Genomic DNA, 25015 nt, shown 5'->3' with positions numbered 1-25015 from the left:
GGGAAAGGCTCAGTGCCAGCTGTGCGGCGCCCTGAACCCACCCTCGCGCTCCAGCCGGCGCCAACCGGCCTTCGGCTTCGGGGAGGTGCTGTCGGACGGGTCCGTGGACGGCGCGGCGGCCGCGCGGGCCAGGAGGACGGCCGTGATGGCGGCGACTTCCTCGGGCTCGGCGTGGCCCTTCTCGACGCGGATGTCAGGCGTGGTCATAGGTCTCAGTCTCCGTGAGAGAGGTTTCCGCACGGGTAGCGCGGAGAGTCCGCTGGGTTACTGCGGGGGGTTGCCGTGCTTGCGGGACGGCAGGTCGGCGTGCTTGGTCTGCAGCATCGCGAGGGAGCGGACGAGGATCTCGCGGGTCTCGGTCGGGTCGATGACGTCGTCGACCAGGCCGCGCTCGGCCGCGTAGTACGGGTGCATCAGCTCGGACTTGTACTCCTTGACCATGCGGGCCCGCATGGCGTCGGGGTCCTCGGCCTCGGCGATCTGCCTGCGGAAGATGACGTTGGCGGCACCTTCGGCGCCCATCACCGCGATCTCGTTCGTCGGCCATGCGTAGGTGAGGTCGGCGCCGATGGACTGGCTGTCCATGACGATGTAGGCCCCGCCGTACGCCTTGCGCAGGATCAGCGAGATCCGGGGCACGGTCGCGTTGCAGTAGGCGTAAAGGAGCTTCGCGCCGTGGCGGATGATGCCGCCGTGCTCCTGGTCGACGCCGGGAAGGAAGCCCGGCACGTCCAGGAAGGTGACGATCGGGATATTGAAAGCGTCACACATCTGGACAAAGCGCGCAGCTTTTTCACTGGCCTCGATGTCCAGCACGCCCGCCAGGGTCTGCGGCTGGTTGGCGACGATGCCCACCACCTGACCGTCGAGGCGGGCCAGGGCGCAGATGATGTTGCGGGCCCAGCGCTCGTGGACCTCCAGGTACTCGCCGTCGTCGACGATCTCCTCGATGACTTTGGCCATGTCGTACGGACGGTTGCCGTCCGCCGGGACCAGGTCGAGCAGGACGTCGCTGCGGCGGTCCGCCGCGTCCGTGGAGTCGACGCGGGGCGGGTTCTCGCGGTTGTTCTGCGGGAGCAGCGACAGGAGGTAGCGCACCTCCGCGATGCACGTCTCCTCGTCGTCGTAGGCGAAGTGACAGACGCCGGAGGTCTCGGCGTGCACGTCGGCGCCGCCCAGACCGTTCTGCGTGATCTCCTCGCCGGTGACCGCCTTGACGACGTCCGGGCCCGTGATGAACATCTGGGACGTCTCGCGGACCATGAACACGAAGTCCGTCAGGGCGGGCGAGTACGCCGCGCCGCCCGCGCACGGGCCGAGCATCACCGAGATCTGCGGGATGACGCCGGAGGCCTTGGTGTTGCGCTGGAAGATGCCGCCGTAACCGGCGAGAGCGCTGACGCCCTCCTGGATACGGGCGCCGGCGCCGTCGTTGAGCGAGACCAGCGGGGCACCGGCCGCGATGGCCATGTCCATGATCTTGTGGATCTTCGTGGCGTGGGCCTCGCCCAGCGCGCCGCCGAAGATGCGGAAGTCATGGGCGTAGACGAAGACCGTACGGCCTTCCACCGTGCCCCAGCCGGTGATGACACCGTCCGAGTACGGCTTCTTGGCCTCCAGGCCGAAGCCGGTCGCCCGGTGCCGGCGCAGTTGCTCGACCTCCTGGAAGGTGCCCGGGTCCAGGAGCAGCTCGATGCGCTCGCGCGCCGTCAGCTTGCCCTTGGCGTGCTGCGCCTCGGTCGCCTTCTCGCTGGGGCCGGCCAGAGCCTGCGCACGGATCTCGTGCAGCTCGGCCACCCGCCCGCGCGCGTCCGTCGGCTCGCTCCCGGGAGAAACAGCATCATCCAAAACGGTCATGTAGCGACCTTACGAAGGAGAGCGAGGTAAGCGGGACGTCGACTCCGTACAGTCTCCGACCCGTTTTCCTGGTAGCACTGAACAGAACCTTGGCGGCATGCAGCCGTTCCGACTGCTCAGGGGGCTCCGGCCTTGTAGGGGTCGCACAAACCCGTCAGCTGAGAGTCACCTCACATTCATGCGTGGCGCATGCCATCCCCGGAGTGACGCGGAGGCGGAGCCGGCGGCCCGTGGCGAGGATGTCGACCGTGTCGTCGGCCCGCACGACCTCGCGTACGGGGTGGTGCCAGGTGATCTCCAGCGGCTCGCCGGTGCGGGGCGGCTCGCTCACGCAGAGGGTAGCGGTACGACCCCTGCGGCGGACCAGCACGCTCGCCCCCGCGGAGACGGTGAGCGGGCCCGCGGTGCCCGCCTGCCAGAAGTTCGCGGCCGTCAGTCCGAGGGAGTGGACCTGCACGGCCTGGCTCACACCGTCGTTGGCCAGGACCGACAGCCAGTGGTGGTCGGCGGCGCGGGCCTGGACCTTCCCGCGGGTCGCGCCCGGCATGAGGAGGTAGAGGTAGCGGGCGTCGACCGGGTCCGTGCCGTGGTCGAGCCAGAGGGTCTGCCAGCGGCGAGTGGCCCGCTCGGTCGTGCTCGTGGTGTTGATGTCGGACCAGGCCCCGGTCCGGTCCTCGCGCAGGCTCTTCAGCCCGCCCTCCTGGACCACCCAGCCGCCGTGCCCCTCCAGATGCGCCCAGCCCGGCCGCTGCACCAGCCGCGCGCTCCCGCCCTCCCCCAGGTTGCGGTTGTCCACCACCGTCTCGACCGGCACCCCGTCCGCACAGCTGATCCCGGTACCGAGGCAGATCACGGCGTCCGCGACGCAGAACCACGACTTGCGGGCCTCAAGCGTCGAGCCGAGCCCCTTGAGGTGCTGGCCGACGGCCGCGTACTCGCCGTCCGTCGTGCCGCCGACCCAGCGCACGTCGGGTCCGGGCGCGCCCCATTCGCCGCCGGCGCGGTCGGGCAGACGCTTGGTGGAGACGGTGGTGCCGGGCAGCCGGTACCAGTCGACCGTGGGCCAGAACCAGTCCGTGTACTGGTCGCTCGCGCCCGCCGCCCACCAGGAGACCATTCCGGCGCCGGTGTGCCAGCCGCGCGGGTTCTCGCCGTTGCCGCACTCGTAGTACGCGATGCGGTCGCTGGCCATCGCGAGGCTCACGGTGAACCCGGGACGGCGGTGTACGGCGCGGTCCATGGCCGGGAAGAGGCGGTGGCCGACGGGTTCGGCGACGGGCGCGAGCGGCCGGGCGGCGACCGCGTGCAGCCGCGCGAGATCCGCCACGTCGAACTGAGGAGCCGTCAGAATCGGTGTGACCGTGTCCCGTTGGACCCAGCCCTTGATCATGCCGTGCCACCGGTCGCGCTCGGCCGGGCTCGCCGCGTCGGCCAGCAGCGCGATCGCGGCGACGACGCCCTGTCCGTGGAAGTGGTCGCTGCGCATGACGTGCAGTTCGTCGTTCTTCAGGTAACCCCGGCTGATGGCACGGCCGTTGACGCCGTCCATGATCAACCCGTCGTGGATCAGGGGCGCGTAGGCGTGCTCGACGCTGTCGAGGACGACTTGGCGATCGGGATCCGTGACCTGCCACTCCGACCCGGCGAGCAGTGCGAAGAGGCGGCCCAGGCCGTCGAGCATGACCTGTCCGTACGTCCCCGAGTACGGCACCCGGGTGTGCTGCACGAACGAGCCGTCGGCGTACAGCCCGTCCCCCTTGGTGACGTACGGGAAGACCGGCGAGAGGGCGTCGCGGGCGAGGGCGATCCTGTCCGGCGCGCGGCCCAGGATGCCGCGCAGGGCGACCGAGCGGCACAGGTCGACGCGGTTGGCGCCGGTCGAGGTGCCGGAGTAGTCGGCGAGCAGGGCGTCCGGGATGAAGTGGTCGACTGCCGCGCAGGCGGCGGCGATTCGGGCGTCCGTGAGGTGGTCGTACAGGGCCGCGACGATGTCCAGGAGGAGCCGGGGGCTGCCGATCTGCCACTCCCACCAGTTGCCGTAGCGGGTGGTGCCGGGGTGGTAGACCGTGGCGGAGAGGTGGTCGAGGCCGCGCAGGACGTCCGCGAGGAGGTCGGGGTCGCCGGTCGAGCCGGTGCCCGGCTGGACGTAGGCCCGGGCCATCGTCTCCAGGCGGGCGTAGCTCTGGGTGATGCCGGACGGCGGGTCGAAGGGGCGGCCCGGCCAGAGGGAGACCGGGGTCGGGGCCATGGTCGCGCGGAAGGCGCGGGCCCGTTCGCCGGTGCCGGTGAGACGGGCGGCGTACGGTTCGACACCTGGGTCGTATCCGGTGCCGAGGGCGATGTCGAGCCAGCGCCGGCGGAGCACGTCATAGGGGTCGGAATCGGTCCGGTGCACGGTCATGCAGCACTCCTCTGGAAGTCCGGAATCCGCCAACGGAGTGTAATTCCATGAATACACGTGGATGATGTTGAAACCCGAACGGAATAGGTCTACGGTCTTCCGTGTTGGCATCGTTGAACATTCAACATCACCGCCTATCGTCCCCACAGGAGCACATCATGGGCATCTTCGGCCGCAAGGACAGCACCGAGACCGAGACCGCCGCGCCCTCCGCGGTCAACCCCGAGCTTGCCGCGCTGACCGGCGAGTACACGATCGACCCGGCGCACTCGACGCTCGGTTTCACGGCCCGTCACGCCATGGTCACCAACGTCAAGGGCAAATTCCTCGACTTCAACGGCACGCTGCACCTGGACGGCTCGGACCCGGCCAAGTCGACGGCCTCGATCGACGCCAAGATGGACAGCATCGACACCGGTTCCGCGGACCGTGACGGTCACCTGAAGAGCGCCGACTTCTTCAAGATCGAAGAATTCCCGACGATGACCTTCCGTTCTACCTCGGCCGAGTCCCTGGGTGGCGACGACTACCGCATCACGGGTGACCTGGAGATCCTCGGCACCACCAAGCCGCTCACCATCGACCTCGAGTTCAACGGTGCCGCGAAGGACCCGTTCGGCAACGAGCGCGTCGGTTTCGAGGGCAAGGCCGAGATCCTGCGCTCCGAGTGGGGCCTCACGTGGAACGCGGCGCTGGAGACCGGTGGCGTGCTCGTTTCCGACAAGATCAAGCTCAACTTCGACATCTCCGCGATCAAGAACGCGTGACCCCACGGGGATTCGGGCGGCGGAGTCGTAGTGCCGATCACTACGACTCCGCCGCCTTCGCTTTTCACGCGTCCCGGAATCGGAACAGCACGCACGCGAGGGCGAGCAGCGCCGCCGCGTACGCCGCCAACACGCCCAGGCCCGGCCAGGGGGCTATCGGCAGGTCCGCCAGGTGGCGGGTCGACTGGATGGAGAGGGCCGCCGGCATGGGGGCCCAGCGCTCCAGGCGGTGCTGCCACGTCGGGGACGGGATGATCGTGACCAGGAGCGGGACGACGTAGAGGATGCCCAGGCCCAGGGTGATCGCCGCTGACGTGTCGCGGAGCATGGTCGCCAGGGCCAGGCCCAGCAGCGCGACCAGGGCCAGGCAGAGGACCGAACCCAGGGTGGGGCGCAGGGCGGGGGCGTAGTCCGGGAGGAGTGCGTCGGCCAGCAGCGTCGACGCCAGGATGCCCAGCGCTCCCCCGGCCGCCGTCAGCAGCGCCAGCACCGTCGCCTTGGACGCGAGGACCCGCCAGCGCGTCGGCATCGCCGCGAGGGTCGTGCGGATCGTGCCCGTGCCGTACTCCGCGCCCATCGTCAGGACGCCCAGGATCAGACAGGCGGCCTGGCCCAGCCAGACTCCGGTGAGGCTGAGCTTCACCGTGTCCTCGTCGCAGGGGCCGCCCGGGCAGACGTCGGCGGCGACCGGGGCGATCGCGGCGGCGCCGATCGCGAGGGTGAGGGCGACGAGAGCCGCGAGCAGCCACCAAGTGCTGGGCAGGGTACGGAGTTTCGTCCACTCGGCATGGAGCGGGCGCAGCGCCTTCACGCGTCCCTCCTGCACACGGTCCAGGCCGCCAGGAGCAGGGCCGCCACGGTGTAAGCGGCCAGGACGGCGAAGCCGTTGCCGGGAGACAGTGGGTAACAGCCGCCTTCCGGAAGGCAGTTGTGCGCGGTGAAGTCGTACTTCTTGACGCCCTGCTGGACCGCGAAGGCCGCCGCCGGGGTCACCCGCAAGAGCCAGCGCGCGGCCGGGAGCGGGAAGGCGAAGGACAGGATCTGCGGGAGGATCACGAGCATGACGACCGTGGCGATCGCGCCCGCGCTGTTGCGGAGCACGACCCCGACCGCCAAGGCCAGTACGGCCACCAGGGAGAGCAGGGCGGCGCTGCCCACTACCGCGCGCAGGGCCGGGTTCTCCAGCAGGGGGTGGTCGGGGAAGGCCGGGGGGCCGAAGCCGTTGCCGCGCAGGGTGCTCTGGGCGAGCGAGTAGCCGATGGCGACGGCCGCCAGGCCCACCACGAAGGTCACCGCGCCGATCACCGTCGTCTTCGCCGCCAGCACCTTCAACCGGGCCGGCGTCGCCGTGAACGTCGTACGGATCATGCCCCGTTTGTATTCGCCGGTCACGAAGAGCGCGCCGAGGGCGATCATGAACAGGATGCCGACGAAGACGCCCTGGAAGCTCATCTGGACGATGTCCGGGCCGCCCTGGTCGGGGCCGATGTCTCCCTGGCCGGTGAGGGTGTAGGTGCCGTCCGTGACGGTGGTGGAGGAGTCCGGCCGGGCGTTGCGGGGGGCGGGGCCGGGGGCGGGCGCGTCGGGGGTGGGGGCGCCGACGTCCGTGCTGGTCCAGGCGGCCGTGGTCGAGGTGCCGTTCAGGGTCAGGTGGTCGTAGGTGGCGGTGGCGTGCGCCCCGCCGGTCGACTGGCTCGAACCGCCGAAGGAGCGGCGCACGTCCTGGTGGCCCGGAGTGGCCAGGACGAGGCCCACCTGCACGGTCTTCGGGAGGCCGGACAGGCTGACGTCCTTGATCTTCGTCCACTTGGCGCCGTCGGCGGACTCGTAGCCGGTGAGGCGGTCGCCGGTCCGCGTCAGGCGCAGCCAACGCGGCACCTCCGTCACCTCGGAGTCCGAACCGGCCGTGTCGTGGGTGAAGTTCCACTGCATGCGGACGCCGTGGCCGGGGGTGGCCAGGACGGCCCCGTACGAAGAGCCTTGTTCCAGGCTCGACTTGACGATGATCCCGGCCTTCGCCCAGGGCTCCACGCTTCTGCCGTCGGCGGTCTTCAGGCCGGTGACCCGGGCCGTGACGCTGCCGTCGCCGGTGAGCGGGCGGTGCGTGAAGCGGAAGGCGTCGGTGACCGATGTGCCGTCGGGGCCCTGGATGATGTCCGGTCCCCCGCTGGTCACGGAGCCGCTCGCGCTCAGTTGGGTGATCAGTACGGTGACCACGGCGGCGACCGCCAGGACGAACGGCCAGGCGCGGACCGTACGGAACTTGGTCCACTCGGCGAGCAGGAGGCGGGGGAAGCCTGCGCGGGTGGGATGCAGGTGGGAGCGGTAGGGGGTGGGCGTGGTCTCGGGCTCCGACGTCGTCCTCGTCGTCATCGGGTCACCTCGTCGGAGGTCCCCACGGAAGCGGACTCGGTCGTGAACTCGGCCTTGTCCCGGGTGAGTTCCATGTACGCCTCCTCCAAGGTCGCCCGGTGGGCGCCGATCTCGGCGAAGGGGACGCGGGCCGCGGTCAGGAGTTCCACCACGCGGGGTGCGGGCAGGCCGGTGACGATGAGGGTGTCGCGGTCGGTGACGGCGACCCGGCCGCCCTCGCGGGCGAGGAGTTCCATCGCCTCCGTACGGGCCTCGGTGCGCAGTCGGACGCGGTCGCCGGAGGCGGCGTGCAGGAGTTCGGAGACCGAGGTGTCGGCGATCAGGCGGCCCCGGCCGATGACCACCAAGTGGTCGGCGGTGTCCTCCAGTTCGCTCATCAGGTGGCTGGAGACGAGGATGGCGCGGCCCTCGGCGGCCAGTCGGCGCAGCAGGCGGCGGATCCACTGGATGCCCTCGGGGTCGAGGCCGTTGACCGGCTCGTCCAGGAGCAGGATCGGCGGGTCGCCGAGCAGGGCCGCCGCTATGCCGAGGCGCTGGCGCATGCCGAGGGAGTAGCCGCCGGCCCGGCGGCGGGCGGCGGACTCCAGGCCGACCTGGGCGAGGACGTCGTCCACGCGGCGGGTGGGCAGTCCGTGGGAGTGGGCGAGCCAGCGCAGGTGGTCGCGGCCCCGGCGGGCGGGGTGCAGGGCGGCGGCATCGAGGAGGGCGCCGACCTCCAGCAAGGGGGTGCGCAGGGCGTGGTAGGGCCGGCCCGCGATGAGGGCCTGGCCTTCGTCGGGGGCATCCAGGCCGAGGAGGGCCCGCAAAGTGGTCGACTTTCCGGCGCCGTTGGGGCCGACGAAGCCCGTGACCGTGCCGGGCTCGACGGTGAAGGAGAGGCCGTCGACCGCGAGGGTCCGGCCGAACCGTTTGCGCAGACCGCGGACTTCTATGGTTGCGTCGCTCATGGTGAGGGAGGCTAGGGGCGGCGGTGCGGGGGTGTCGTCACGCCGTGGAGGTCCCTCGCGTAGGGGATGCGCGGAGGAAGTGGCTCGGGACAATGGCGGACGTGGGTGAGAAGGCTTCGACCGCGGCAAGGGCACGCGGTGGCATCAGGACACGGATCGCCGGTGCGCAGCGGGCGCTGCCCGGCGTGGTGCCCACCGGGCTGCCCGCCGTCCTGCCCGCCGTGCTGACGGTGCTCGCCGTGGGCGAGGGCCTGATCCGCAGTGGTGATCCGCAGAGCAGCCTCGCCGTCGTGCTGCTGCTCGCGCTCGCCACGACCGGGCCGCTCTCCTTCGTCCTGGGGACCGGGCGGGGCAGCCGGGTCGCGGCCGCGCTCGCCGTGAGCGCCGCGTGCGTGCTCGCGCTGGTGCCGTTCCAGGCGCTCACCGTGGGCGCCGCCGTCGCCCAGTTGATCTGCGTGTACGTACTGGCGCGGACGGGGTGGCCGCTGGCGGCCGGACTGCTCGTGGTGCCGTACGTGGTCGTCGCGCTGTTCAGTCATGAGGACGCCACCCGGATCGTCGCCGTCCTGCTCGCCACGCTCGGGTCCGCGGCGGCGGCGACCGGCATCACGCATCACGTGCGCAGCACCGTGCTCGCGCACAGCGCGACCGAGCGGGCGTTCGCGGACACGCTCCTCGAACATGCCGCCCGGGGCGAACGAGCCCGTATCGCACGGGAGTTGCACGATGTCGTCGCCCATCACATCTCGATGATCGCCGTCCAGGCGGAGACCGGCCGGCTCACCACGCGCGGTCTGCCGCCGGAGGGTGCCGACCGTTTCCTGGCCATCGGGGACACCGCGCGCACCGCCCTGACGGAGATGCGGCGGCTGTTGGGGGTGTTGCGGGAGGACGCGGACACCGGCGTCCAGCGGGCCCCGCAGCCCGGGCTCGGCCAGCTCCTCGACCTGATCGACGCGTCACGGGACGCGGCCGGCGCGGCGACCCGGCTGATCGTCAGCGGGCCGGTCGGCGCGCTCGACCCGGGCGTCGAGGTCACGGCGTACCGGATCGTCCAGGAGGCGCTCACCAACGCCCGCCGGCATGCGCCGGGCGCCGCCGTGGACGTGGAACTGCGGTACGGAGAGGCGGAGTTGGCGCTGCGCGTGCGGGACAACGGGCCCGGGCCCGCGACCGACTCCCCCGGTCACGGCCTGCTCGGCATGCGCGAGCGCGCGGCGACCGTCGGGGGGACCCTGCGCACCGGGCCGGCTCCCGGCGGCGGGTTCCTGGTCGAGGCGCGGTTGCCGGTGCGGGCGGAGGCGCTCGCGTGAGCATTCGGATCGTCGTGGCCGACGACCACGAGATCGTCCGGGTCGGGTATGCCGGACTCCTCGCCACCCAGGCCGACTTCACGGTCGTCGGGACCGCCCCCGACGGCGCCGAGGCGGTGCGGGTGTGCCGGGAGCAGCTGCCCGACGTGGTCCTCATGGACGTACGCATGCCCGTCATGGACGGGATCCGGGCGACCGCGCAGCTTCAAGGCCCGGACGCGCCACGGGTGTTGGTGCTGACCACCTTCGACCTGGACGAGCACGTGTACGACGCGCTGACCGCGGGGGCGAGCGGGTTCCTGCTCAAGGACGTGACGGCGGAGCGGCTCTTCGACGCGGTGCGGGTCGTGGCGGCCGGAGAGGCCCTGCTCGCGCCCGCGATCACCCGGCGGCTGATCGCCGAGTTCGCGCGTCAGCGTCCCAGAACCGGCCCCGCGCACACGGCACTTGACGCTCTCACTCCGCGCGAGACCGACGTGCTGCGGCTGTTGGCCCAGGGGCTGTCCAACCCGGAGCTGGCCCTCCGCCTGCACGTCGGCGAGGAGACCGTGAAGACCCACGTCAGCCGCATCCTGTCCAAGCTGGGGCTGCGGGACCGTACGCAGGCGGTGGTGATGGCGTACGAGACGGGTCTTGTGGTGCCGGGGGTGGGGTGAGGCCGGTCAGACGGTGCCGCCGCAGGCGTGCCGTACGGCACGGTCGATGAGGTCGAACTGGACGGCGGTGGGCACGACTTGGACCCGGCCCTCGCCGCGCGCGTTGCGCAGGGTCACGAACAGCAGGGGCGTGCCGCGCGCCGGGTGGCGTACATGGCAGGTGCAGACGACGGCACGGGCGTACAGCACCCGCGTGTGACCGGGGCCGAGCACGGCGCCCGCTCCCGGGGTGACGTGCAGGACGAGATTGCCGTACCCCTCCGCCGTCCGCCCGAACGCGACCCGGGTGCTCGCCGACGCGCTCAGGGTGATGCCGAAGTCGGGGCTGTAGCCGACGGGGACCTCGACGTCCGTGATGCTGATGCTGGTGGCCGCGACCGGGTCGGGGGGTGGGGGCACAGGGCGGTGGGTGGAGACGTAGGCCAGGAGACCGCCGAGCAGGATCGTGCAGGTCGCGGCGGTGAGCGTCAGGCGGGTGCGGCGCGGCAGGCCGTGCCAGTGGTCGCTGATCCTCGGCCGGTCCGCGCCGAGGATCTCGACGACGTCGTCGTCCCCCGGTGGGGTCACCATGGCGTGAGCCTAGGGCGCCCGGCGGGCCGAACGGCATCGGCCGAACGGCTCGCTCCGCACCGGCACTTGGCCGTACGTCGACCCGTACCCGCGCCGGTCAGAACCCGCCGCCGAAGTCCCCTCCCCCGCCGAAGTCGCCGCCCCCGCCGTCCCCGAAGCCGCCGCTGAAGTCGCCGGAGTCGAAGTCGGCGCCGGAGACGTCGCCGCCGTCGTAGCCGCCGGTGGTGAAGTCGCCGTAGCCGGTGCCGTAGTCGGCCGCGTAGGACGGGGTGGCCATCATGCTGCCGAGCAGGGTGCCGACGAGGAGGCCGGGGAGCAGGCCGCCGCCGAAGTAGCCGCCCGCCCAGGGGCCGTAGGCCGGGCCCGCGTCCCAGTAGGGGCGGCGGCCGTAGTCGGTGTCGACCTCACGGATCGCCGGGTCGTGGCCGTCGGCGAGGCGGGCCCGGTCGGCGGCGCAGACGGGTACTTCGCGCGGGGCGCCGCCGGCCGGTGTCCAGAGGGCGTCGGCGACGGACGGGCCGTGGCGCGGGTCGAAGAAACAGGGCGGCCGGCGCTCGGGCAGCGGGCGGCCCTCGCGGCGGGCCGCGAGCTGGGCGAGCGAGAAGCGGCCGTCCTCCAGGGCCTCGGTGACCGGGCGTACGTCCTCCGGTTTCGTGGCCGCGGCCATGGCCGACTTCGCCTGCTCGTAGGCGTCGAGGGCGCGTTCGTAGTCCCCGCGCATGGCGTCGTCGGCGCCCGCCTCGGCGGGGTGGAAGTCGAGGCGGTCCAGTTCCTCGCCGAAGGCCGTGATGTCCTCGTCGACGACGACCCGCAGCCGCTCCAGGGCGGCGCGCTGTTCCTCGGCCTTGCGGCGGCGGCTCCGGCGGACCAGGGCGTACGCACCTCCGCCGCCGAGCACCACGACCGCGCCGACGCCGATCAGCGCACCGGTCGACACCCCGCCGCCGTCGGAGGAGGAACCCCAGCTCGCCGGGGCCGAGCCGCCCATGTTGGCGAGGGCGCGGTCGGTGAAGTCGGTCAGCTGGGTCCTGGCGTCGGTGTCGCCCTTCACACTGGTGACCAGGTTCGTCACCGCCGTGCGCGGCAGGACGGCGGAGTCGGCCTTGGCGTCGAAACGGTCGCCGAGGCGGATCGCGTACAGGCCGGTGACGCCGGTGTCGGTGCGCAGGTTCTGGAAGAGGTCCTGGGTCGGGTAGCCGGCCGGGAGGACCGCGACGAACAGCGGCTTGTCGGCGTCCTTGATCTGCTTGGCGAGGGCGTCGGCGTCGGCCGTGGACAGCTGCGCGGACGCGGCCGGGTCGACGTAGACGGGGCTCTTGCGCAGGGCCTCGGCGATCGTGCCGACGCCGGTCGCGGTGGTGGTGGCGGAGGCGGGCGCGGGGCCGATCGCCAGGATGGCCAGGGCGGTGATCATCAGGGCCAGGAGCAGCCCCGGGAGGCTTCGGGTCCGTGCGACGACCTTCATACGTCGACGCTACCCGAAGCCCCCCACGGCCCGCCGTTCATGCAGGTGACAGCTCTGCGGTCAGGCCGCCCGGTAGGCGGTGAGCAGCTTCTCCACCGCCTCTCCGTACTTCCCGGTGAGCGAGAGGTGGTCGGCGTCCGCGAACGGCTTCGCCGTCGCGGCCGTGACGTTCTGGCCGATCTTCTGCTGGACGATCAGCCGCGCCTTGTCGACGAGCGCGCGGCCCGCCTCGTCGGCTCCGTGCCGGTCGGCGAGCGCGGCGGCCACCGCGAGCGCCTTCAGCGTCGCCGTGCCACCGCCCGGGACCTTGGTCTTCGTGGTCAGGCCCCAGCCGTACGGGTACTGCGGGTCGTACGCCGTGTCGCCGACATTGATCGGCAGCTGGGCCTCCGACTTGGGCCAGGTGACCGGGAGTTGGCCGGTGAAGGCCCGCTTGCCGTAGAGGACGTCGGCCACGCCGTCGCCCTCGGTGCCCGGCAGCCAGGACGCCACCAGGGCGTCGATGTCACCGAGTTGGTCGCCGATCAGCTGCGGGCGCCCGGAGACGATCAGCACCGCGCACTTCATGGCCGCGCACACCTTGTCGACCGCTGCCTGGTCGGCCGGGGTGAGGGAGAGGTCGTTGCCGTTGCCGACGTCTCCGATGCCCTCGGCGTACGGGGTCTCGCCGACGACGACCACACCGACGTCATAGCCGCTGGTCGCGGCCGAGGCGTCCTTGGAGTACGTGACGTTCCCGCCGGCGTTCTTCATGCCCTGGAGGATCGTCGTGCCGGTGGTGTTGGTGCCGGAGGAGCCCTGCCAGGTGATGGTCCAGCCACCGGTCTGGTTGCCGAGGTCGTCGGCGTTCGAACCGGCCACGTAGACCTTCTGGTTCTTCTTCAGCGGCAGGACGTCACCCGCGTTCTTCAGCAGGACCTGCGACTCGGCCGCCGCCTGCCGGGCCACGGCCCGGTGCGAGGTCGAGCCGATCTTCGAGGCGTTGCTGGTGTCGGCGTAGGGGTGCTCGAAGAGGCCGAGCTTGAACTTCTGGGTGAGGATGCGCGATACGGCGTCGTCGATCCGCTTCTCGGTGACGGCACCGGCCTTGACCTGCGCGATCAGCGTCGTGGTGAAGTCCTTGTAGCTGTACGGGACCATCATCATGTCGACGCCCGCGTTGACCGAGGTGGAGACGTGGGCCGCGTAGTCACCCGGGAGTTGGTCGATGGCGTTCCAGTCGCTGATGACGAACCCGTCGAAGCCCATCCGGCCCTTGAGCACACCGTTGATCATGTCGGCGCGGGCGTGCATCTTCACCGGGCCCTGGCCGTCGCCGAGGATGTCGAGCGAGGAGTAGGACGGCATGACCGTGCCCACGCCCCGGTCCACGGCGGTCTGGTACGGCGACAGGTGGACGGCTTCCAGCTGCTGCCGGGTGACCTTGGTGACGCCCTGGTCGATGGTGTAGGAGCCGGTGGTGGAGGAGCCGTACTCGGTGCCGCCGTCGCCGACGAAGTGCTTGGCGGTGGCGAGGACCTTGTCGTCGTCCTTCAAGTCCTTGCCGTTGGCGGCTCCTTGGAGACCCTGGATGACCGTCTCCATGGACTTGACCAGTGCCGGGTCCTCACCGAAGGACTCGTAGGAGCGGCCCCAGCGTTCGTCGCGGGTGACGCAGAGGCAGGGGGCGAAGTCCCACGGGACGCCGGTGGCGCGGACCTCGGAAGCGGTCACCGAGCCCGTCTTCTGGGCGAGTCGGGGATCGCGGGTGGCGCCGATGCCGATGTTGTGCGGCATGACGGTGGCGCCGGCCAGGTTGTTGTGGCCGTGCACCGCGTCGACACCGTAGATCAGCGGGATCTGGAACCGGGTTGCCTGGGTGCGGAGTTGGAAGCCGTCGATCATCTTGGCCCAGGCCGCCGCGGTGTTGGGCGTGGGCGTCGAGCCACCGCCGGAGAGCAGCGAGCCGAGGTCGTAGGAGGCGATGTCCGAGGGCGTGCCCATCGCGCCGCGCTCGGCCTGGGTCATCTGACCGGCCTTCTCCTCGAGGGACATGCGGGAGACGAGGTCGGCGACGCGCTTCTTGATCGGCAGCTTGCTGTCCAGGTACGGCAGTCCGTGCGCGTCGACCACGACCTCGGGCTGCTCGGTCGGGGCCTTGGCGCCGGTGACCGTGAGCTTGAGCGGGATGGTCTCGGCGTTCTCGGCCGACTTGTCCTTGAGGGTGGGGACCTTGACGGTCTGCGTCGTGCCGGAGACGGTGCCGGCCGGGAAGGTGAGGGTGCCGGTGACCGGGGTGTAGTCCTTGCCGGGTTCGGCGGTGCCGGTCGCGGCGGTCTCGTAGGTGACGGTCACCGGGTCGTCGATCGGGGCGGAGCCGGTGGTGGCGACGGTGACCTTGACGGTCGCCGTGCGGCCCTCCTTGACCGGGTAGACGGCGGCGTCCGTGGTGACGTTCGCGCGCAGGGCCTGGTCGGCCTTGCCGTACAACTCGACGTCGTCCATGGCGAACTGCCCCGGAGCGCCGACGGGGAGGGTGAGGGCGTAGCCCCACATCTGGGTCAGGCCCAGGACGTGGTCGATGCCGCCGACGGGCTGGTAATCGGTTCGGTATACGAAATCGGTGAAGGGGATCTCGATCTGTCTCCAGCCGCTGAAGTCGTCCGTGAAGGACGTGGTCCACAACTCGGAGGCCTCGCCGTGGGCGCCGCCGTCCTTGAGCTCGAAGGCGATCTTCTTGGCATTGTTCTGGCCGTCCCACCAGAACCGGATGCCCTTGTGGGCGGACCAGTCGTGGGCGGGTTCGGCGGCGGCGAAGTCGTGGGTGAAGCCGCCGTAGCCGCTGATGTCGTAGGTCCCGGAGAGGACCTTGGCGCCCTCGGGGGCGTCGGCGCGGTCGGCGAACTGGAGGTGCGGCGGGTCGTCGTTGTCACTGCCCCAGGTGAAGATGCCGTCGGCGGGCTGGCTCGCGAACGGCACCTCCCCCTCGAAGCGGTCCACGGGCACCGGAGCGGGGTCGGCGGCGGCCTGGGAGACGGTCGGTGACAGCAGAGCGGTGAGCAAGGCGGCGGAGACGAGCAGAGCGGTTCTTGGCATAGACCATTCCTCGACTCTCTGGTTCACTCATGACTTAGATCACGCCGTGAGTTAACTAACGGCCCACACACCCGTCAAGACGTCACGTCAGACATTTCGGGAAGGGCGACCAGCATGAGGAGAACCCCCCGCGCGATCCGGCTGCTGTTGGCCGGTCTGCTCTCCACGGCCGGCATCACCGCGGCCACCGTCCCCGCACAAGCCGCAGGCGAACAGGTCACCGCCTATCTCACCACCACCGACGACGCCGGCGGCCGCCATGTCACCCGCGGCCTCCAGGCGCAGACGCCGTTCGCCTTCCAGTCCGGTTCGGGCGGCACCGGCGAGAACATCACCGTCGACGAGAACACCCGGTACCAGACCTTCACCGGCGGCGGCGCGTCCTTCACCGACACCGCGGCCTGGCTGATGAACAGCAGCGGGGCGCTGTCCGCGTCGACCCGGAACGCGACCATGACCAAGCTGTTCTCGCCGACGGGCGGCATCGGGCTGTCGTTCCTGCGCAACCCGATGGGCGCGTCCGACCTGGCGCGGTACGGCTACTCGTACGACGACGTGCCGGCCGGACAGACCGACCCGAACCTCAACTCCTTCTCGATCGCGCACGACCTCGCCGACGTCGTGCCGCTCACCAAGCAGGCGGTGAGTCTCAACCCCTCTTTGACTGTCATGGCCTCGCCATGGACGGCGCCGGCCTGGATGAAGGACAGCGGGTCGCTCAACGGCGGCTGGCTGAAGGCCGAGAACTACGGGGCGTACGCCAACTACTTCGTGAAGTACCTCCAGGCGTACAAGGCCCAGGGTGTCAACGTCTCGTACGTGACCGCGCAGAACGAGCCGACCTGTTGTTCGGGCTACCCGTCGATGAGCTGGAACGGGAGCGGGCTCGCGTACTTCACCAAGAGCGAGCTGCTGCCGAAGCTCCAGGCGGCGGGGCTGACGACCAAGGTCCTCGCGCACGACTGGAACTGGGACGTCTACGACTCCTACGCGGCGCCGACCGTCGACGACGCGGCGGTCCGTTCGCACCCGAACTTCGGCGGGATCGCCTGGCACGGGTACGGCGGTGACATCAACAAGCAGACCACCGTGCACAACCAGTACCCCACGCTGGACGCCTTCGGGACCGAGCACTCCGGTGGCACCTGGATCGCCAACCAGCAGCGCGAGGACATGAACAACATCATCGACTACACCCGCAACTGGGCGAAGTCGGTGACCAAGTGGTCGCTCGCCGTGGACCAGAACATGGGCCCGCACAACGGCGGTTGCGGCACCTGCACCGGCCTGATCACCGTGCACAACGGGGACGGCGCGAGCGGGACCGTCGACTACACCGTCGAGTACTACACGATGGGCCACCTGACGAAGTTCGTCCGGCCGGGCGCCCAGCGGATCGCTTCGACGGCGTCCACCAACGTGCCGAACGTGGCCTGGCGCAACCCCGACGGGTCCAAGGCGCTGATCGCCTACAACGACGGGTCCGCCGCCAAGACCGTGACCATCAACTGGGGCGGCCAGCACGCCACTTACTCCCTGCCGGGCAAGACGTCGGCGACGTTCACCTGGACGGGCACGCAGTCCGGGGGCGGCAGCCAGACCGGCGCCTTCGTCGGCCTGGCGAGCAAGTGCCTGGACGTGGCGGGCGGTTCGACCACCAACGGCACCGCCGTGCAGCTCTACGACTGCAACGGCTCGACGGCCCAGCAGTGGACCGTGGGGACCGACGGCTCGGTGCGCTCGCTCGGCAAGTGCCTGGACGTGACCTCCGCGTCGACGGCGGACGGGGCCAAGGTGCAGTTGTACGACTGCAACGGGACCGGTGCGCAACAGTGGTCGTACAACGCGACGACCGGTGATGTGGTGAACACGGCGGCGAACAAGTGCCTTGATGTGACCGGGAGTTCATCGACGAACGGGGCACGGGCACAGATCTGGACCTGCACGGGAGCCGCCAACCAGAAGTGGCATCTGCAGTAGGGCGGGATCATGTCCCGCCCTCACGGGGGGGGCGGGACATGAGACGTTCAGGGGTGGCCGTCGCGGGTGCGGTGGCCGGGTGTCTGTTGCTCAGCGGGTGCGGGGCGATCGACCTTCCGCTGGCCGCGGTGGGCGTGGACGCGACAGGGGCACCACAGGCTGTCCTGCGGCCGTGCGGTGACGACCTGATCCAGGGGCTCTCGCTCGTCGGCGCGCCGGCCGACACGGAGTCCGAACGGAACTACTCGGGCTGGCGGGTGCCCGGCAAGCGGCACGGCACCGACGCCGGGTTCCCGCTCTTCGCACCGCCGTCCGCGTGGCAGGCCCGTGCTGTGGGTCAGCAGCGGCTGGTGCCGGACTACACGTACGAACTCGCCTTCGGCAAGGCGGAGTACAACTACGAGTACACCGGCCGCGTCACCTTCCGCGCAGCGGATCTCGCCGCCCTCAAGCCCGGCCAGGTCTGGGCCGACGACAGGGCCATGAGCCTCGACGAGTTCGAGGAACTCGCCGAGGACTCCTGCTGAGGGCGGGCTACTCGGCGGGCTCCACGCCCGCGCGCAGCAGGCCGAAGGTGTAGGCGTCCTCAAGGGCCTGCCAGGACGCGGCGATCACGTTCTCCGCCACGCCCACCGTCGACCACTCGCCCGAGCCGTCGGTGGTGGAGATCAGGACCCGGGTGGTGGAGGACGTGCCGTGGACGCCCTCCAGGATGCGGACCTTGTAGTCGACCAGGTCGAGCTTGGCGAGCTGCGGGTAGAGCTTCTCGAGGGCCACGCGCAGGGCGCGGTCCAGGGCGTTGACCGGGCCGTTGCCCTCGGCGGTGGCGACGATGCGCTCGCCCTTGGCGTAGAGCTTGACGGTGGCCTCGTTGGCGTGGGAGCCGTCGGGGCGGTCCTCGACGATGGCCCGCCAGGACTCGACCTCGAAGTACTTGAGGGGACGGCCCTCGACCTCGCCGCGCAGGAGGAGTTCGAAGGAGGCGTCGGCGGCCTCGTAGGTGTAGCCCTTGAGTTCGCGCTCCTTCACGCGCTCCACGACCCGGCCGACCAGCGCGCGGTCGCCGCCGAGGTCCACGCCCAGTTCCTTGCCCTTGAGCTCGATGGAGGCGCGGCCCGCCATGTCGGAGACCAGCATCCGCATGGTGTTGCCGACCTGCTCGGGGTCGATGTGCTGGTACAGGTCCGGGTCGACCTTGATCGCGGAGGCGTGCAGTCCCGCCTTGTGCGCGAAGGCCGAGACGCCGACGTAGGGCTGGTGGGTGGAGGGCGTGAGGTTGACGACCTCGGCGATCGCGTGCGAGATACGGGTCATCTCGCGGAGCTTGCCGTCGGGCAGGACCTTCTTGCCGTACTTCAGCTCCAGGGCCGCCACCACCGGGAACAGGTTGGCGTTGCCGACCCGCTCGCCGTAGCCGTTCGCCGTGCACTGGACGTGGGTGGCGCCCGCGTCGACGGCGGCGAGGGTGTTGGCGACCGCGCAGCCGGTGTCGTCCTGGGTGTGGATGCCGAGCCGGGCGCCGGTGTCGGCGAGGACGGTGGCGACCACGGCCTGGATCTGGGCCGGGAGCATCCCGCCGTTGGTGTCGCACAGGATCACGACGGAGGCGCCGGCCTCCGCGGCGGTCCGTACGACCGCCTTCGCGTACTCCGGGTTGGCACGGTAGCCGTCGAAGAAGTGCTCGCAGTCGACGAAGACGCGGCGGCCCTGGTCCCTGAGGAAGGACACCGTGTCGCGGACCATCTCCAGGTTCTCGTCCAGCGTGGTGCGCAGCGCGAGCTCGACGTGCCGGTCGTGGGACTTGGCGACCAGCGTGATCACCTCGGCGCCGGAGTCCAGGAGCGCCTTGACCTGCGGGTCCTCGCTCGCCTTGCCGCCGGCCCGGCGGGTCGCGCCGAAGGCGACCAGCTCGGCGTGCTTGAAGTCGATCTCCTGCCGGGCGCGGGCGAAGAACTCGGTGTCCCGCGGGTTGGCGCCCGGCCAGCCGCCCTCGATGAAGCCGACCCCGAAGTCGTCCAGGTGACGGGCGATGGCCAGCTTGTCCGCGACGGTGAGGTTGATGCCCTCGCGCTGGGCGCCGTCGCGCAGGGTGGTGTCGAAGACGTGGAACGAGTCGTCGAGCTCGCTGGTTTCCGTCATGGTGTCAAGGCTCCTGTGTCGGATCTCGGTCTGTACCGGAATGACCGGCTCCACCGTCCTCCAATGATCCCTCGCGCTCCGCTCCCGGCTTGAGGTGGGCCAGAAAAGCGAAAAACCCCTCGCGGGTGCGAGAGGTCTGCGCGCGGGTCGAGAACGACGGTGTCCGCCCGTACCTGGTCGTACGTGGCGGTCACTGCGGACCGGCGCGCCTGCTGCCAATAATCATGGCGAACGAGAGCACGGAGGCAGTCTGGCACAGCCTCCGCGCTCCGCTCATGGGTGTCTCAGGATGCGGTCGATCACTTCAGGCCGTCACTTCAGATGACGTACGTAGACGTGCGTGGTGTCGTAGGTGTCGCCGGGCACCAGGTCGGTGGCCCAGCTGCTGAAGGCGACCGTGCGGCCGTGCCGGTCGATCACGGGGAAGGCCGTGCCCCCGTCGCTCGGGCCGGCCCCGGTCCTGGGGCTGGCGAGCACCGTGCGGCCGGTGCGCAGGTCGCGCACGTACGCCTGGTCCTGGGTGCTCCGGTTCCTCGAGACGTACACGAGGTGTCGGCTGTCGGCGCTGAGCTGCGGATAGGCGGTGGAGTCGGTCGGACCGGCGCCGTCGATGCGGCGCAGCTTGCCCGTCTCCAGGTCACTGACGAAGACGTTGTGCCCCTGGTTGGTGTCGTCCGACGTGAGCTGCGAGTCCAGCGAGTTGAACACCATGTACCGCCCGTCGGCACTGACCTGCGGGAACTCGGTCTGCGCGTCGGACACCCTGCCGTCCGGCGCCTTGTCGGCCTGGAACAGCTTCCCGCTCGGCACGTCCCGGACGTAGGCGTCGCTCCAGTCGCCGCTGGTGGGAAACGGGACGAAGAACTGGTAGCCGACCCGGCTGCCGTCCGCGCTGATCGACGGTCGGGTGGCGGCGGACTTCCAAACGCCCTCGCCCGGCACCTGGCTGATGCGGACCCGCTCACCGGTGGCGCGGTCGACGCGGTAGACCCGGCTCCATCGGTCGCCCTGCGGCCCTTCGTCGCTCGTGTGCAGGGCGATGAAGGCGACGTAGCGGCCGTCGGCGCTGATCGCGGGCGCGCTGATGGCGTTGTAGCCCGCGTCGACGGCGTCGTCCAACCGCGACAGAGCGCCTGTCTTCAGGTCCTTGATCCAGGTCTCGTTGTCGTCCGTGTCGTAGGTCGCGTTGGAAGTGAACGCCAGATACCGGCCGTTGGCGCTCAGACTGACGTCCAGGACATGGCCGCCCCACGGGCCGCCGTCCTCGGTGACGCTGGCCAGGCGGGTGGTGCCGGTCCTGAGGTCGCGTACGAAGGCGTCCTCGGTGCCGTTGGTGTCGCCCGCGACAAGGTTGTCGGCGCGGGAGACGAAGGCCACGTAGCGGCCGTCCGCGCTCAGACTCGGCTGGTCGGAGCCGCTGTTGCCGTCCGTGCCGTCGGGCGCCACGCTCACCTTCTCGGTGTGCGGGGCCCTGGGCGCGGCGCTCGCCGTGGTCCCGGTCGCCGCCACCGCGACGGTGACGGCGATGGCGGTGAGTGCGGCGAGCCGCTTGGTCCGGTGCATTGGTGTTCCCCCGTGAATGGTCGATTTCATTGCAGGTCGGTCGTTTCTTACTGGACTGTCCTCAGGAACACGTCCGACACCCCGTTGGTGTCCCCCTCCACCAGATCGGGTGACGCCGACTCGAACGCGACGACCGTGCCGTCGTAGTCGACGGACGGGTGCCGGGCCGGGAGGTCGTTGCGGCCGCCCCAGCGGTCCACGCTGATCAACTGAGCCTTGCCCGTGGGTAGTTCGCGCAGATATACGGCCCCGCCCCGGACGTACGCGAGATGCGTGCCGTCCCCGGCGAGCGAGGGCTGCGTGCCGCGGACCTTGGTCGTGGTCCCGGCGTCGAGGTCACGGACGTGGATGTCCCGGCCGTGCTGGAAGGCGACCTTGCGCCCGTCCGCGCTGATCGAGGGCGCCGACGCACCGGAGCCGGCCTTCTCCAGGGCGCCGGTGTCCAGGTCACGAACGTAGATCGCACCGCCCTGGTCGAAGGCGATGTACCGGCCGTCGTAGCTGATGGACGGATTGGTCGCCGCCTCGCCCGTGGGCGCGCTGACGACGTCGACGTCACCGCCGTTGAACTTGAAGCGGTAGACGCGGGGTTGGGGGTGCGGGTCGGCCTCGGTGGCGGGCAGCGTGGCGGCCCAGGTGACCCACTGGCAGGTGGGGTCGACCTGGGGGTGTCCCATCCAGGTGAAGCGGACGCCCTCGTGGGTCGCGATGCCGGTGAGTTTGCCGACCGAGCGGTTGCGGACGAAGACCTCGGGGCCGCCGTCGGTCGCGTGCGGTGCCAGGTAGCTCACCATGCGCCCGCTGGTGCAGGGCGTGCCGTCGGACGAGGGCTTCTGCGTACTGGAGTTGACCCCGGAGACCCCGCCCGGCGCGTTGACGAGCACGTCGTCGCCCGACGTGAAGGAGGCGACACGGCCGTCCGCCATCACCGGGTCGTGGGAGGCGACGGCGAGCTGCTGTCCGTCCCGTGTCGTGCTGATCCGTTCGGTGACGGACGGCATCGGGGCCGGATTCCTCGCGAGTTCGCCCGAGAAGACGAACACGTCCGACTCGTCGTTGGTGTCGCCCGCCACCAGGTGGGACGCGGTCGAGCTGAACGCCACCACCGCGCGCCCCTCGGCGGCCACGAGGTCGCCGGCCGTGACGGCGGTCCTCGGGAGGGCGGCCCCGCGCAGCCCCGTCCGCAGGTCGCGCACCCGTATCCCGTCCTCGCCCGCGACGACGGCGTAGCGGCCGTCCGCCGTGGCCGACCATGGATTCCCGTCGGCCACCCGTCGGTCCTTGCCGGTGCGCAGATCGTGGACGTACACACCGCCCTCGGCGTAGAGCAGGACACGGTTGCCGTCCGCGGTGATGCGGACCAGGAAGGCGGTGCCGAGGTTCTTGTCGACCTGGATCCGCTCGCCCGTCGCCCGGTCCTTGACGAACACGTCGTTCGGGTCCGTCTCGGAGTCGACGCGGACGCCGTACGCGACCCGCTCGCCGTCGCCGCTCACCGAGGCCCCGCCCTTGCCGCCCTCCTCGGCGGGGGAGATCAGCTCGTCCGTGCCGGTCGCGGTGTCTCGGACGTACAACAGCCGGGAGCTCTCCGAGCCGTTGCGGTTGCCGATGGTGTACGCGACATGCGTGCCGTCCGGGCTGATCGACTCGACGTGGCCCAACTCGTTGGAGCCGGGCGGGTCTTGGGGCCACAGCTTCTCCGTGCTGCCGGTGGCGCGGTCGTACAGGTAGGGCGCCAGGAACCGGGTGCCCGCGGAGAAGGCGACCCTGCTCCCGTCGGCGCTCAGCATGGGCGAGCCGTACGTGGTGCCGCTGCCGAGGTCGATCCTGGTGACCTCGCCGGTGTCCAGGTCCTTCTCCAGCAGGCACTCGGCGAAGCGCGCGCAGCCGAAGCTCGGCGCCTCGGACACGAACGCGACATGGCGGCCGTCGGCACTGATCGCGGGGTCGTTCGAGGCTCCGTCGGCCTGGCTCCCGTCGGCGCCCGTGCTCGCTCTCTCCGTGCTGGGCGGGTGCGGCGCGCGCGGCGCGGCGGTCGCTGCGGTCGGCGAGACGAGTGCGACCAGCAGCGTCACCCCCAAGCAGACGCCGGACACCCCTGCGGCTCTGGACATGGTTCCCCCTGAGATCCCCGTGGACGCTTCTCCCCCGGCCCTGCGCCGAGGGCTCTCTTCGAGGCAAACGCACCGCCCGCTACAGGGTCAATCGGTCGTATTGCGTACAACCAGGGCACAACCTCAGACGTCCGCGAGGAGGCCTTCGTCGAGGAACTCCCGTACATGGCCGAGAACTTGCGCCCGGTCCGTGCCGCGCAGTCCGATCGCCACATGGATGGAGAAGCCGTCGAGCAGGGCGCGCAGACGGGCGGCGAAACGGTCGGGGTCGACGCGGCGGAACTCGCCCCGCGAGACGCCCTCGGCGAGCAGCGCCACCAGGTCGCGGTGCCAGGCGCCCTCGATGGCGGCCTGCCGGTCGCGGGCCGCCTCGTCGGCGTTCTGCGAGCGGTTCCAGACCTCCAGCCACAGGGTCCAGTGCGGGTCGCGGTGGCCGTCGGGGACGTACAGGTCGACGTACGCGTCGAGGCGTTCGCGGACCGTGCCGGCGCCGACCAGCAGCCGGCCGCGCTCGGTGCCGAGGCGGCCCTCGCTCCACTCCAGGGTGCGCAGCAGGAGTTCGTCCTTGGAGCCGAAGTAGTAGAGGAGGTGGCCGCTGCTCATGCCGACCTCGCGGCCGAGCGCGGCCATGGTGAGCTGCTCCAGACCGCTTTCGGCGATCATGCCCATGGCTGCGGCGAGGACCTCCTCGCGCGGCGGCGCGATCTTCCGCGCACCGGCCATCGCCCGCCTCCCTCTCGCCGGGTCCTCAGACCCTCGGCTGCTGTTGCGTGATGCAGTGGATGCCTCCCCCACCCGAGAAGATCGTACGGGCGTCGACCAGGGTCACCGTCCGCTCGGGGAACAGCCGCCGGAAGATTCCGGCCGCAGTCTCGTCGCGCGGGTCGTCGAAGGCGCACAGCACCACGCCGTCGTTGCAGAGGTAGTGGTTGATGTACGAGTAGTCGGCCCAGTGCCCGTCGGCCTCCAGGACGGTGGGGGCGGGGACCTCGACGACCTCCAAGGGCCGGCCGCGGGCGTCGGTCTGCGCGTTCAGCAGGCCGATGATCTCCTTGCTCACCTCGTGGTCGGGGTGGGCCGGGTCCGGCTGGGAGTGCGCGACCACGACACCGGGGCGCGCGAAGGCGGCCACGATGTCGACATGGCCGAGCGTCCCGAAGCCGTACGGGGGATAGTCGCCGGTGAGGCCGCGCGGGAGCCAGATCGCCTTGGTGGTGCCGAGCTTCGCGTGGATCTCCGCCTCGACCTGCTCGCGCGTCCAGCCGGGGTTGCGGCCGGCGCCGAGCTGGACCGTCTCCGTGAGCAGGACCGTCCCCTCGCCGTCGACGTGGATCCCGCCACCTTCGTTGACGAGGGTGCTGCTCAGCGCCGGCGCCTCGGCCAGGTCCGCGACATGGCGGGCGATCTTCGCGTCGTGCTCCCAACGGGCCCACTCCTGGGCGCCCCAGCCGTTGAACGTCCAGTCCACGGCGGCCAGTTCACATCCGTCGGTGACGAAGGTGGGGCCGATGTCCCGCATCCACGCGTCGTCCAGCTCGCGCTCGACCAGCTCGACGTCCGGGCCGAGCAGCTCGCGCGCCGACTCGCCCTGCCCCGGCCCGTGCACCATCGTCACCGGCTCGAAGCGGCGCACGGCACGGGCCACGGACGCCCAGGCGGCGCGGGCGTCCGCCAGCTCCTCGTCGTTCGAGAACGTCGGGTTGGGCCCGGGCCAGGCCATCCAGGTGCGCTCGTGCGGGGCCCACTCGGGCGGCATACGGAAGCTCATCAGAAGTCCCAAGTCCTAGTGATCCGG

At 70.9% G+C, this 25015-nt stretch carries 19 protein-coding genes; 5 read left to right on the top strand and 14 right to left on the bottom strand.

Annotation, left to right across the window (positions count from 1 at the left end):
• Positions 1–9: 9 nt before the first annotated feature.
• The 3 genes from ACWD5F_RS34010 to ACWD5F_RS34000 all read right to left on the bottom strand — a co-directional run bounded on the left by ACWD5F_RS34010 (position 10) and on the right by ACWD5F_RS34000 (position 4258).
• Positions 10–207, bottom strand: coding sequence for an acyl-CoA carboxylase subunit epsilon (locus tag ACWD5F_RS34010; RefSeq protein ID WP_451260215.1), 198 nt, complete (start codon positions 205–207; stop codon positions 10–12).
• 57 nt (positions 208–264) lie between these two features.
• Entirely contained in the window at positions 265–1857 is a 1593-nt protein-coding gene (locus ACWD5F_RS34005; protein ID WP_451260214.1) for an acyl-CoA carboxylase subunit beta, read from the bottom strand.
• A 154-nt stretch (positions 1858–2011) separates the two neighbouring features.
• Complete coding sequence (locus tag ACWD5F_RS34000; protein WP_451260213.1) at positions 2012–4258, bottom strand: polysaccharide lyase 8 family protein; 2247 nt, start codon at positions 4256–4258, stop codon at positions 2012–2014.
• A gap of 158 nt (positions 4259–4416) precedes the next feature.
• Here ACWD5F_RS34000 and ACWD5F_RS33995 point away from each other — a divergent pair, with 158 nt between their 5' ends.
• Entirely contained in the window at positions 4417–5025 is a 609-nt protein-coding gene (locus ACWD5F_RS33995) for a YceI family protein (RefSeq protein WP_401722670.1), read from the top strand.
• 64 nt (positions 5026–5089) lie between these two features.
• Here the strand turns inward: ACWD5F_RS33995 and ACWD5F_RS33990 are convergent, their stop codons facing one another.
• Genes ACWD5F_RS33990 through ACWD5F_RS33980 form a run of 3 tightly spaced genes read right to left on the bottom strand, consistent with a single transcriptional unit; the run spans position 5090 to position 8345 of the window.
• Positions 5090–5836: an ABC transporter permease gene (locus ACWD5F_RS33990; protein ID WP_451260212.1), complete on the bottom strand. Its 747-nt coding sequence runs from the start codon at positions 5834–5836 to the stop codon at positions 5090–5092.
• Positions 5833–7398: an ABC transporter permease subunit gene (locus ACWD5F_RS33985; protein ID WP_451260211.1), complete on the bottom strand. Its 1566-nt coding sequence runs from the start codon at positions 7396–7398 to the stop codon at positions 5833–5835. The genes ACWD5F_RS33990 and ACWD5F_RS33985 overlap by 4 nt, the downstream gene beginning before the upstream one ends.
• Positions 7395–8345 carry an ABC transporter ATP-binding protein gene (locus tag ACWD5F_RS33980; protein WP_451260210.1) on the bottom strand — a complete coding sequence of 317 codons (951 nt, stop codon included), beginning with the start codon at positions 8343–8345 and terminating at the stop codon, positions 7395–7397. Before ACWD5F_RS33980 ends, ACWD5F_RS33985 begins: the two co-directional genes overlap by 4 nt.
• A gap of 185 nt (positions 8346–8530) precedes the next feature.
• Between ACWD5F_RS33980 and ACWD5F_RS33975 the strand changes: the two genes are divergently transcribed.
• Positions 8531–9658 carry a sensor histidine kinase gene (locus ACWD5F_RS33975; protein ID WP_451260349.1) on the top strand — a complete coding sequence of 376 codons (1128 nt, stop codon included), beginning with the start codon at positions 8531–8533 and terminating at the stop codon, positions 9656–9658.
• The gene (locus ACWD5F_RS33970) at positions 9655–10314 is read left to right on the top strand and encodes a response regulator transcription factor (RefSeq protein WP_123997527.1); all 660 of its coding nucleotides are present in this window, start codon (positions 9655–9657) and stop codon (positions 10312–10314) included. The genes ACWD5F_RS33975 and ACWD5F_RS33970 overlap by 4 nt, the downstream gene beginning before the upstream one ends.
• 6 nt (positions 10315–10320) lie before the next feature.
• On the opposite strand, the gene ACWD5F_RS33965 is transcribed toward ACWD5F_RS33970, so the two are convergent.
• From ACWD5F_RS33965 to ACWD5F_RS33955, 3 genes are all read right to left on the bottom strand, one after another.
• Positions 10321–10884 (bottom strand): hypothetical protein, encoded by a 564-nt coding sequence (locus tag ACWD5F_RS33965; protein WP_451260209.1) that lies wholly within the window; start codon positions 10882–10884, stop codon positions 10321–10323.
• Positions 10885–10981: 97 nt separating this feature from the next.
• Positions 10982–12349, bottom strand: a complete 1368-nt coding sequence (locus ACWD5F_RS33960; protein ID WP_451260208.1) for a hypothetical protein — start codon at positions 12347–12349, stop codon at positions 10982–10984.
• A gap of 60 nt (positions 12350–12409) precedes the next feature.
• On the bottom strand, positions 12410–15424 hold the full coding sequence (locus tag ACWD5F_RS33955) for a glycoside hydrolase family 3 protein (RefSeq protein ID WP_451260207.1): 3015 nt from the start codon (positions 15422–15424) through the stop codon (positions 12410–12412).
• Between the two features lie 114 nt (positions 15425–15538).
• Here ACWD5F_RS33955 and ACWD5F_RS33950 point away from each other — a divergent pair, with 114 nt between their 5' ends.
• Both ACWD5F_RS33950 and ACWD5F_RS33945 read left to right on the top strand, forming a co-directional pair.
• A complete protein-coding gene (locus ACWD5F_RS33950) occupies positions 15539–17404 on the top strand; it encodes a ricin-type beta-trefoil lectin domain protein (protein WP_451260206.1) in 1866 nt (621 codons plus the stop codon).
• Between the two features lie 38 nt (positions 17405–17442).
• The gene (locus ACWD5F_RS33945; protein ID WP_451260205.1) at positions 17443–17931 is read left to right on the top strand and encodes a hypothetical protein; all 489 of its coding nucleotides are present in this window, start codon (positions 17443–17445) and stop codon (positions 17929–17931) included.
• A 7-nt stretch (positions 17932–17938) separates the two neighbouring features.
• On the opposite strand, the gene cimA is transcribed toward ACWD5F_RS33945, so the two are convergent.
• The 5 genes from cimA to ACWD5F_RS33920 form a co-directional block, all read right to left on the bottom strand.
• Positions 17939–19543: a citramalate synthase gene (gene cimA / locus ACWD5F_RS33940; protein WP_451260204.1), complete on the bottom strand. Its 1605-nt coding sequence runs from the start codon at positions 19541–19543 to the stop codon at positions 17939–17941.
• 312 nt (positions 19544–19855) lie between these two features.
• Entirely contained in the window at positions 19856–21106 is a 1251-nt protein-coding gene (locus ACWD5F_RS33935; RefSeq protein ID WP_451260203.1) for a TolB family protein, read from the bottom strand.
• Positions 21107–21153: 47 nt separating this feature from the next.
• Positions 21154–23220 carry a TolB family protein gene (locus ACWD5F_RS33930; protein WP_451260202.1) on the bottom strand — a complete coding sequence of 689 codons (2067 nt, stop codon included), beginning with the start codon at positions 23218–23220 and terminating at the stop codon, positions 21154–21156.
• A gap of 123 nt (positions 23221–23343) precedes the next feature.
• Positions 23344–23943 (bottom strand): TetR/AcrR family transcriptional regulator, encoded by a 600-nt coding sequence (locus ACWD5F_RS33925; RefSeq protein ID WP_451260201.1) that lies wholly within the window; start codon positions 23941–23943, stop codon positions 23344–23346.
• 25 nt (positions 23944–23968) lie between these two features.
• A complete protein-coding gene (locus ACWD5F_RS33920; protein WP_451260200.1) occupies positions 23969–24988 on the bottom strand; it encodes an agmatine deiminase family protein in 1020 nt (339 codons plus the stop codon).
• Positions 24989–25015: the final 27 nt, after the last annotated feature.

The sequence above is a fragment of the Streptomyces sp. NPDC002499 genome, from assembly GCF_053595415.1.
The sequence above is the reverse complement of the archived record's forward strand: the minus strand, read 5'-3'. Positions and strand labels throughout refer to the sequence as shown.

Coding starts and splice junctions, on each gene's coding strand:
- ACWD5F_RS34010 (WP_451260215.1), bottom strand. CDS start 207: ATGACCACGCCTGACATCCGCGTCGAGAAGGGCCACGCCGAGCCCGAG.
- ACWD5F_RS34005 (WP_451260214.1), bottom strand. CDS start 1,857: ATGACCGTTTTGGATGATGCTGTTTCTCCCGGGAGCGAGCCGACGGAC.
- ACWD5F_RS34000 (WP_451260213.1), bottom strand. CDS start 4,258: ATGACCGTGCACCGGACCGATTCCGACCCCTATGACGTGCTCCGCCGG.
- ACWD5F_RS33995 (WP_401722670.1), top strand. CDS start 4,417: ATGGGCATCTTCGGCCGCAAGGACAGCACCGAGACCGAGACCGCCGCG.
- ACWD5F_RS33985 (WP_451260211.1), bottom strand. CDS start 7,398: ATGACGACGAGGACGACGTCGGAGCCCGAGACCACGCCCACCCCCTAC.
- ACWD5F_RS33980 (WP_451260210.1), bottom strand. CDS start 8,345: ATGAGCGACGCAACCATAGAAGTCCGCGGTCTGCGCAAACGGTTCGGC.
- ACWD5F_RS33965 (WP_451260209.1), bottom strand. CDS start 10,884: ATGGTGACCCCACCGGGGGACGACGACGTCGTCGAGATCCTCGGCGCG.
- ACWD5F_RS33960 (WP_451260208.1), bottom strand. CDS start 12,349: ATGAAGGTCGTCGCACGGACCCGAAGCCTCCCGGGGCTGCTCCTGGCC.
- ACWD5F_RS33955 (WP_451260207.1), bottom strand. CDS start 15,424: ATGCCAAGAACCGCTCTGCTCGTCTCCGCCGCCTTGCTCACCGCTCTG.
- ACWD5F_RS33950 (WP_451260206.1), top strand. CDS start 15,539: ATGAGGAGAACCCCCCGCGCGATCCGGCTGCTGTTGGCCGGTCTGCTC.
- ACWD5F_RS33945 (WP_451260205.1), top strand. CDS start 17,443: ATGAGACGTTCAGGGGTGGCCGTCGCGGGTGCGGTGGCCGGGTGTCTG.
- cimA (WP_451260204.1), bottom strand. CDS start 19,543: ATGACGGAAACCAGCGAGCTCGACGACTCGTTCCACGTCTTCGACACC.
- ACWD5F_RS33935 (WP_451260203.1), bottom strand. CDS start 21,106: ATGCACCGGACCAAGCGGCTCGCCGCACTCACCGCCATCGCCGTCACC.
- ACWD5F_RS33930 (WP_451260202.1), bottom strand. CDS start 23,220: ATGTCCAGAGCCGCAGGGGTGTCCGGCGTCTGCTTGGGGGTGACGCTG.
- ACWD5F_RS33925 (WP_451260201.1), bottom strand. CDS start 23,943: ATGGCCGGTGCGCGGAAGATCGCGCCGCCGCGCGAGGAGGTCCTCGCC.
- ACWD5F_RS33920 (WP_451260200.1), bottom strand. CDS start 24,988: ATGAGCTTCCGTATGCCGCCCGAGTGGGCCCCGCACGAGCGCACCTGG.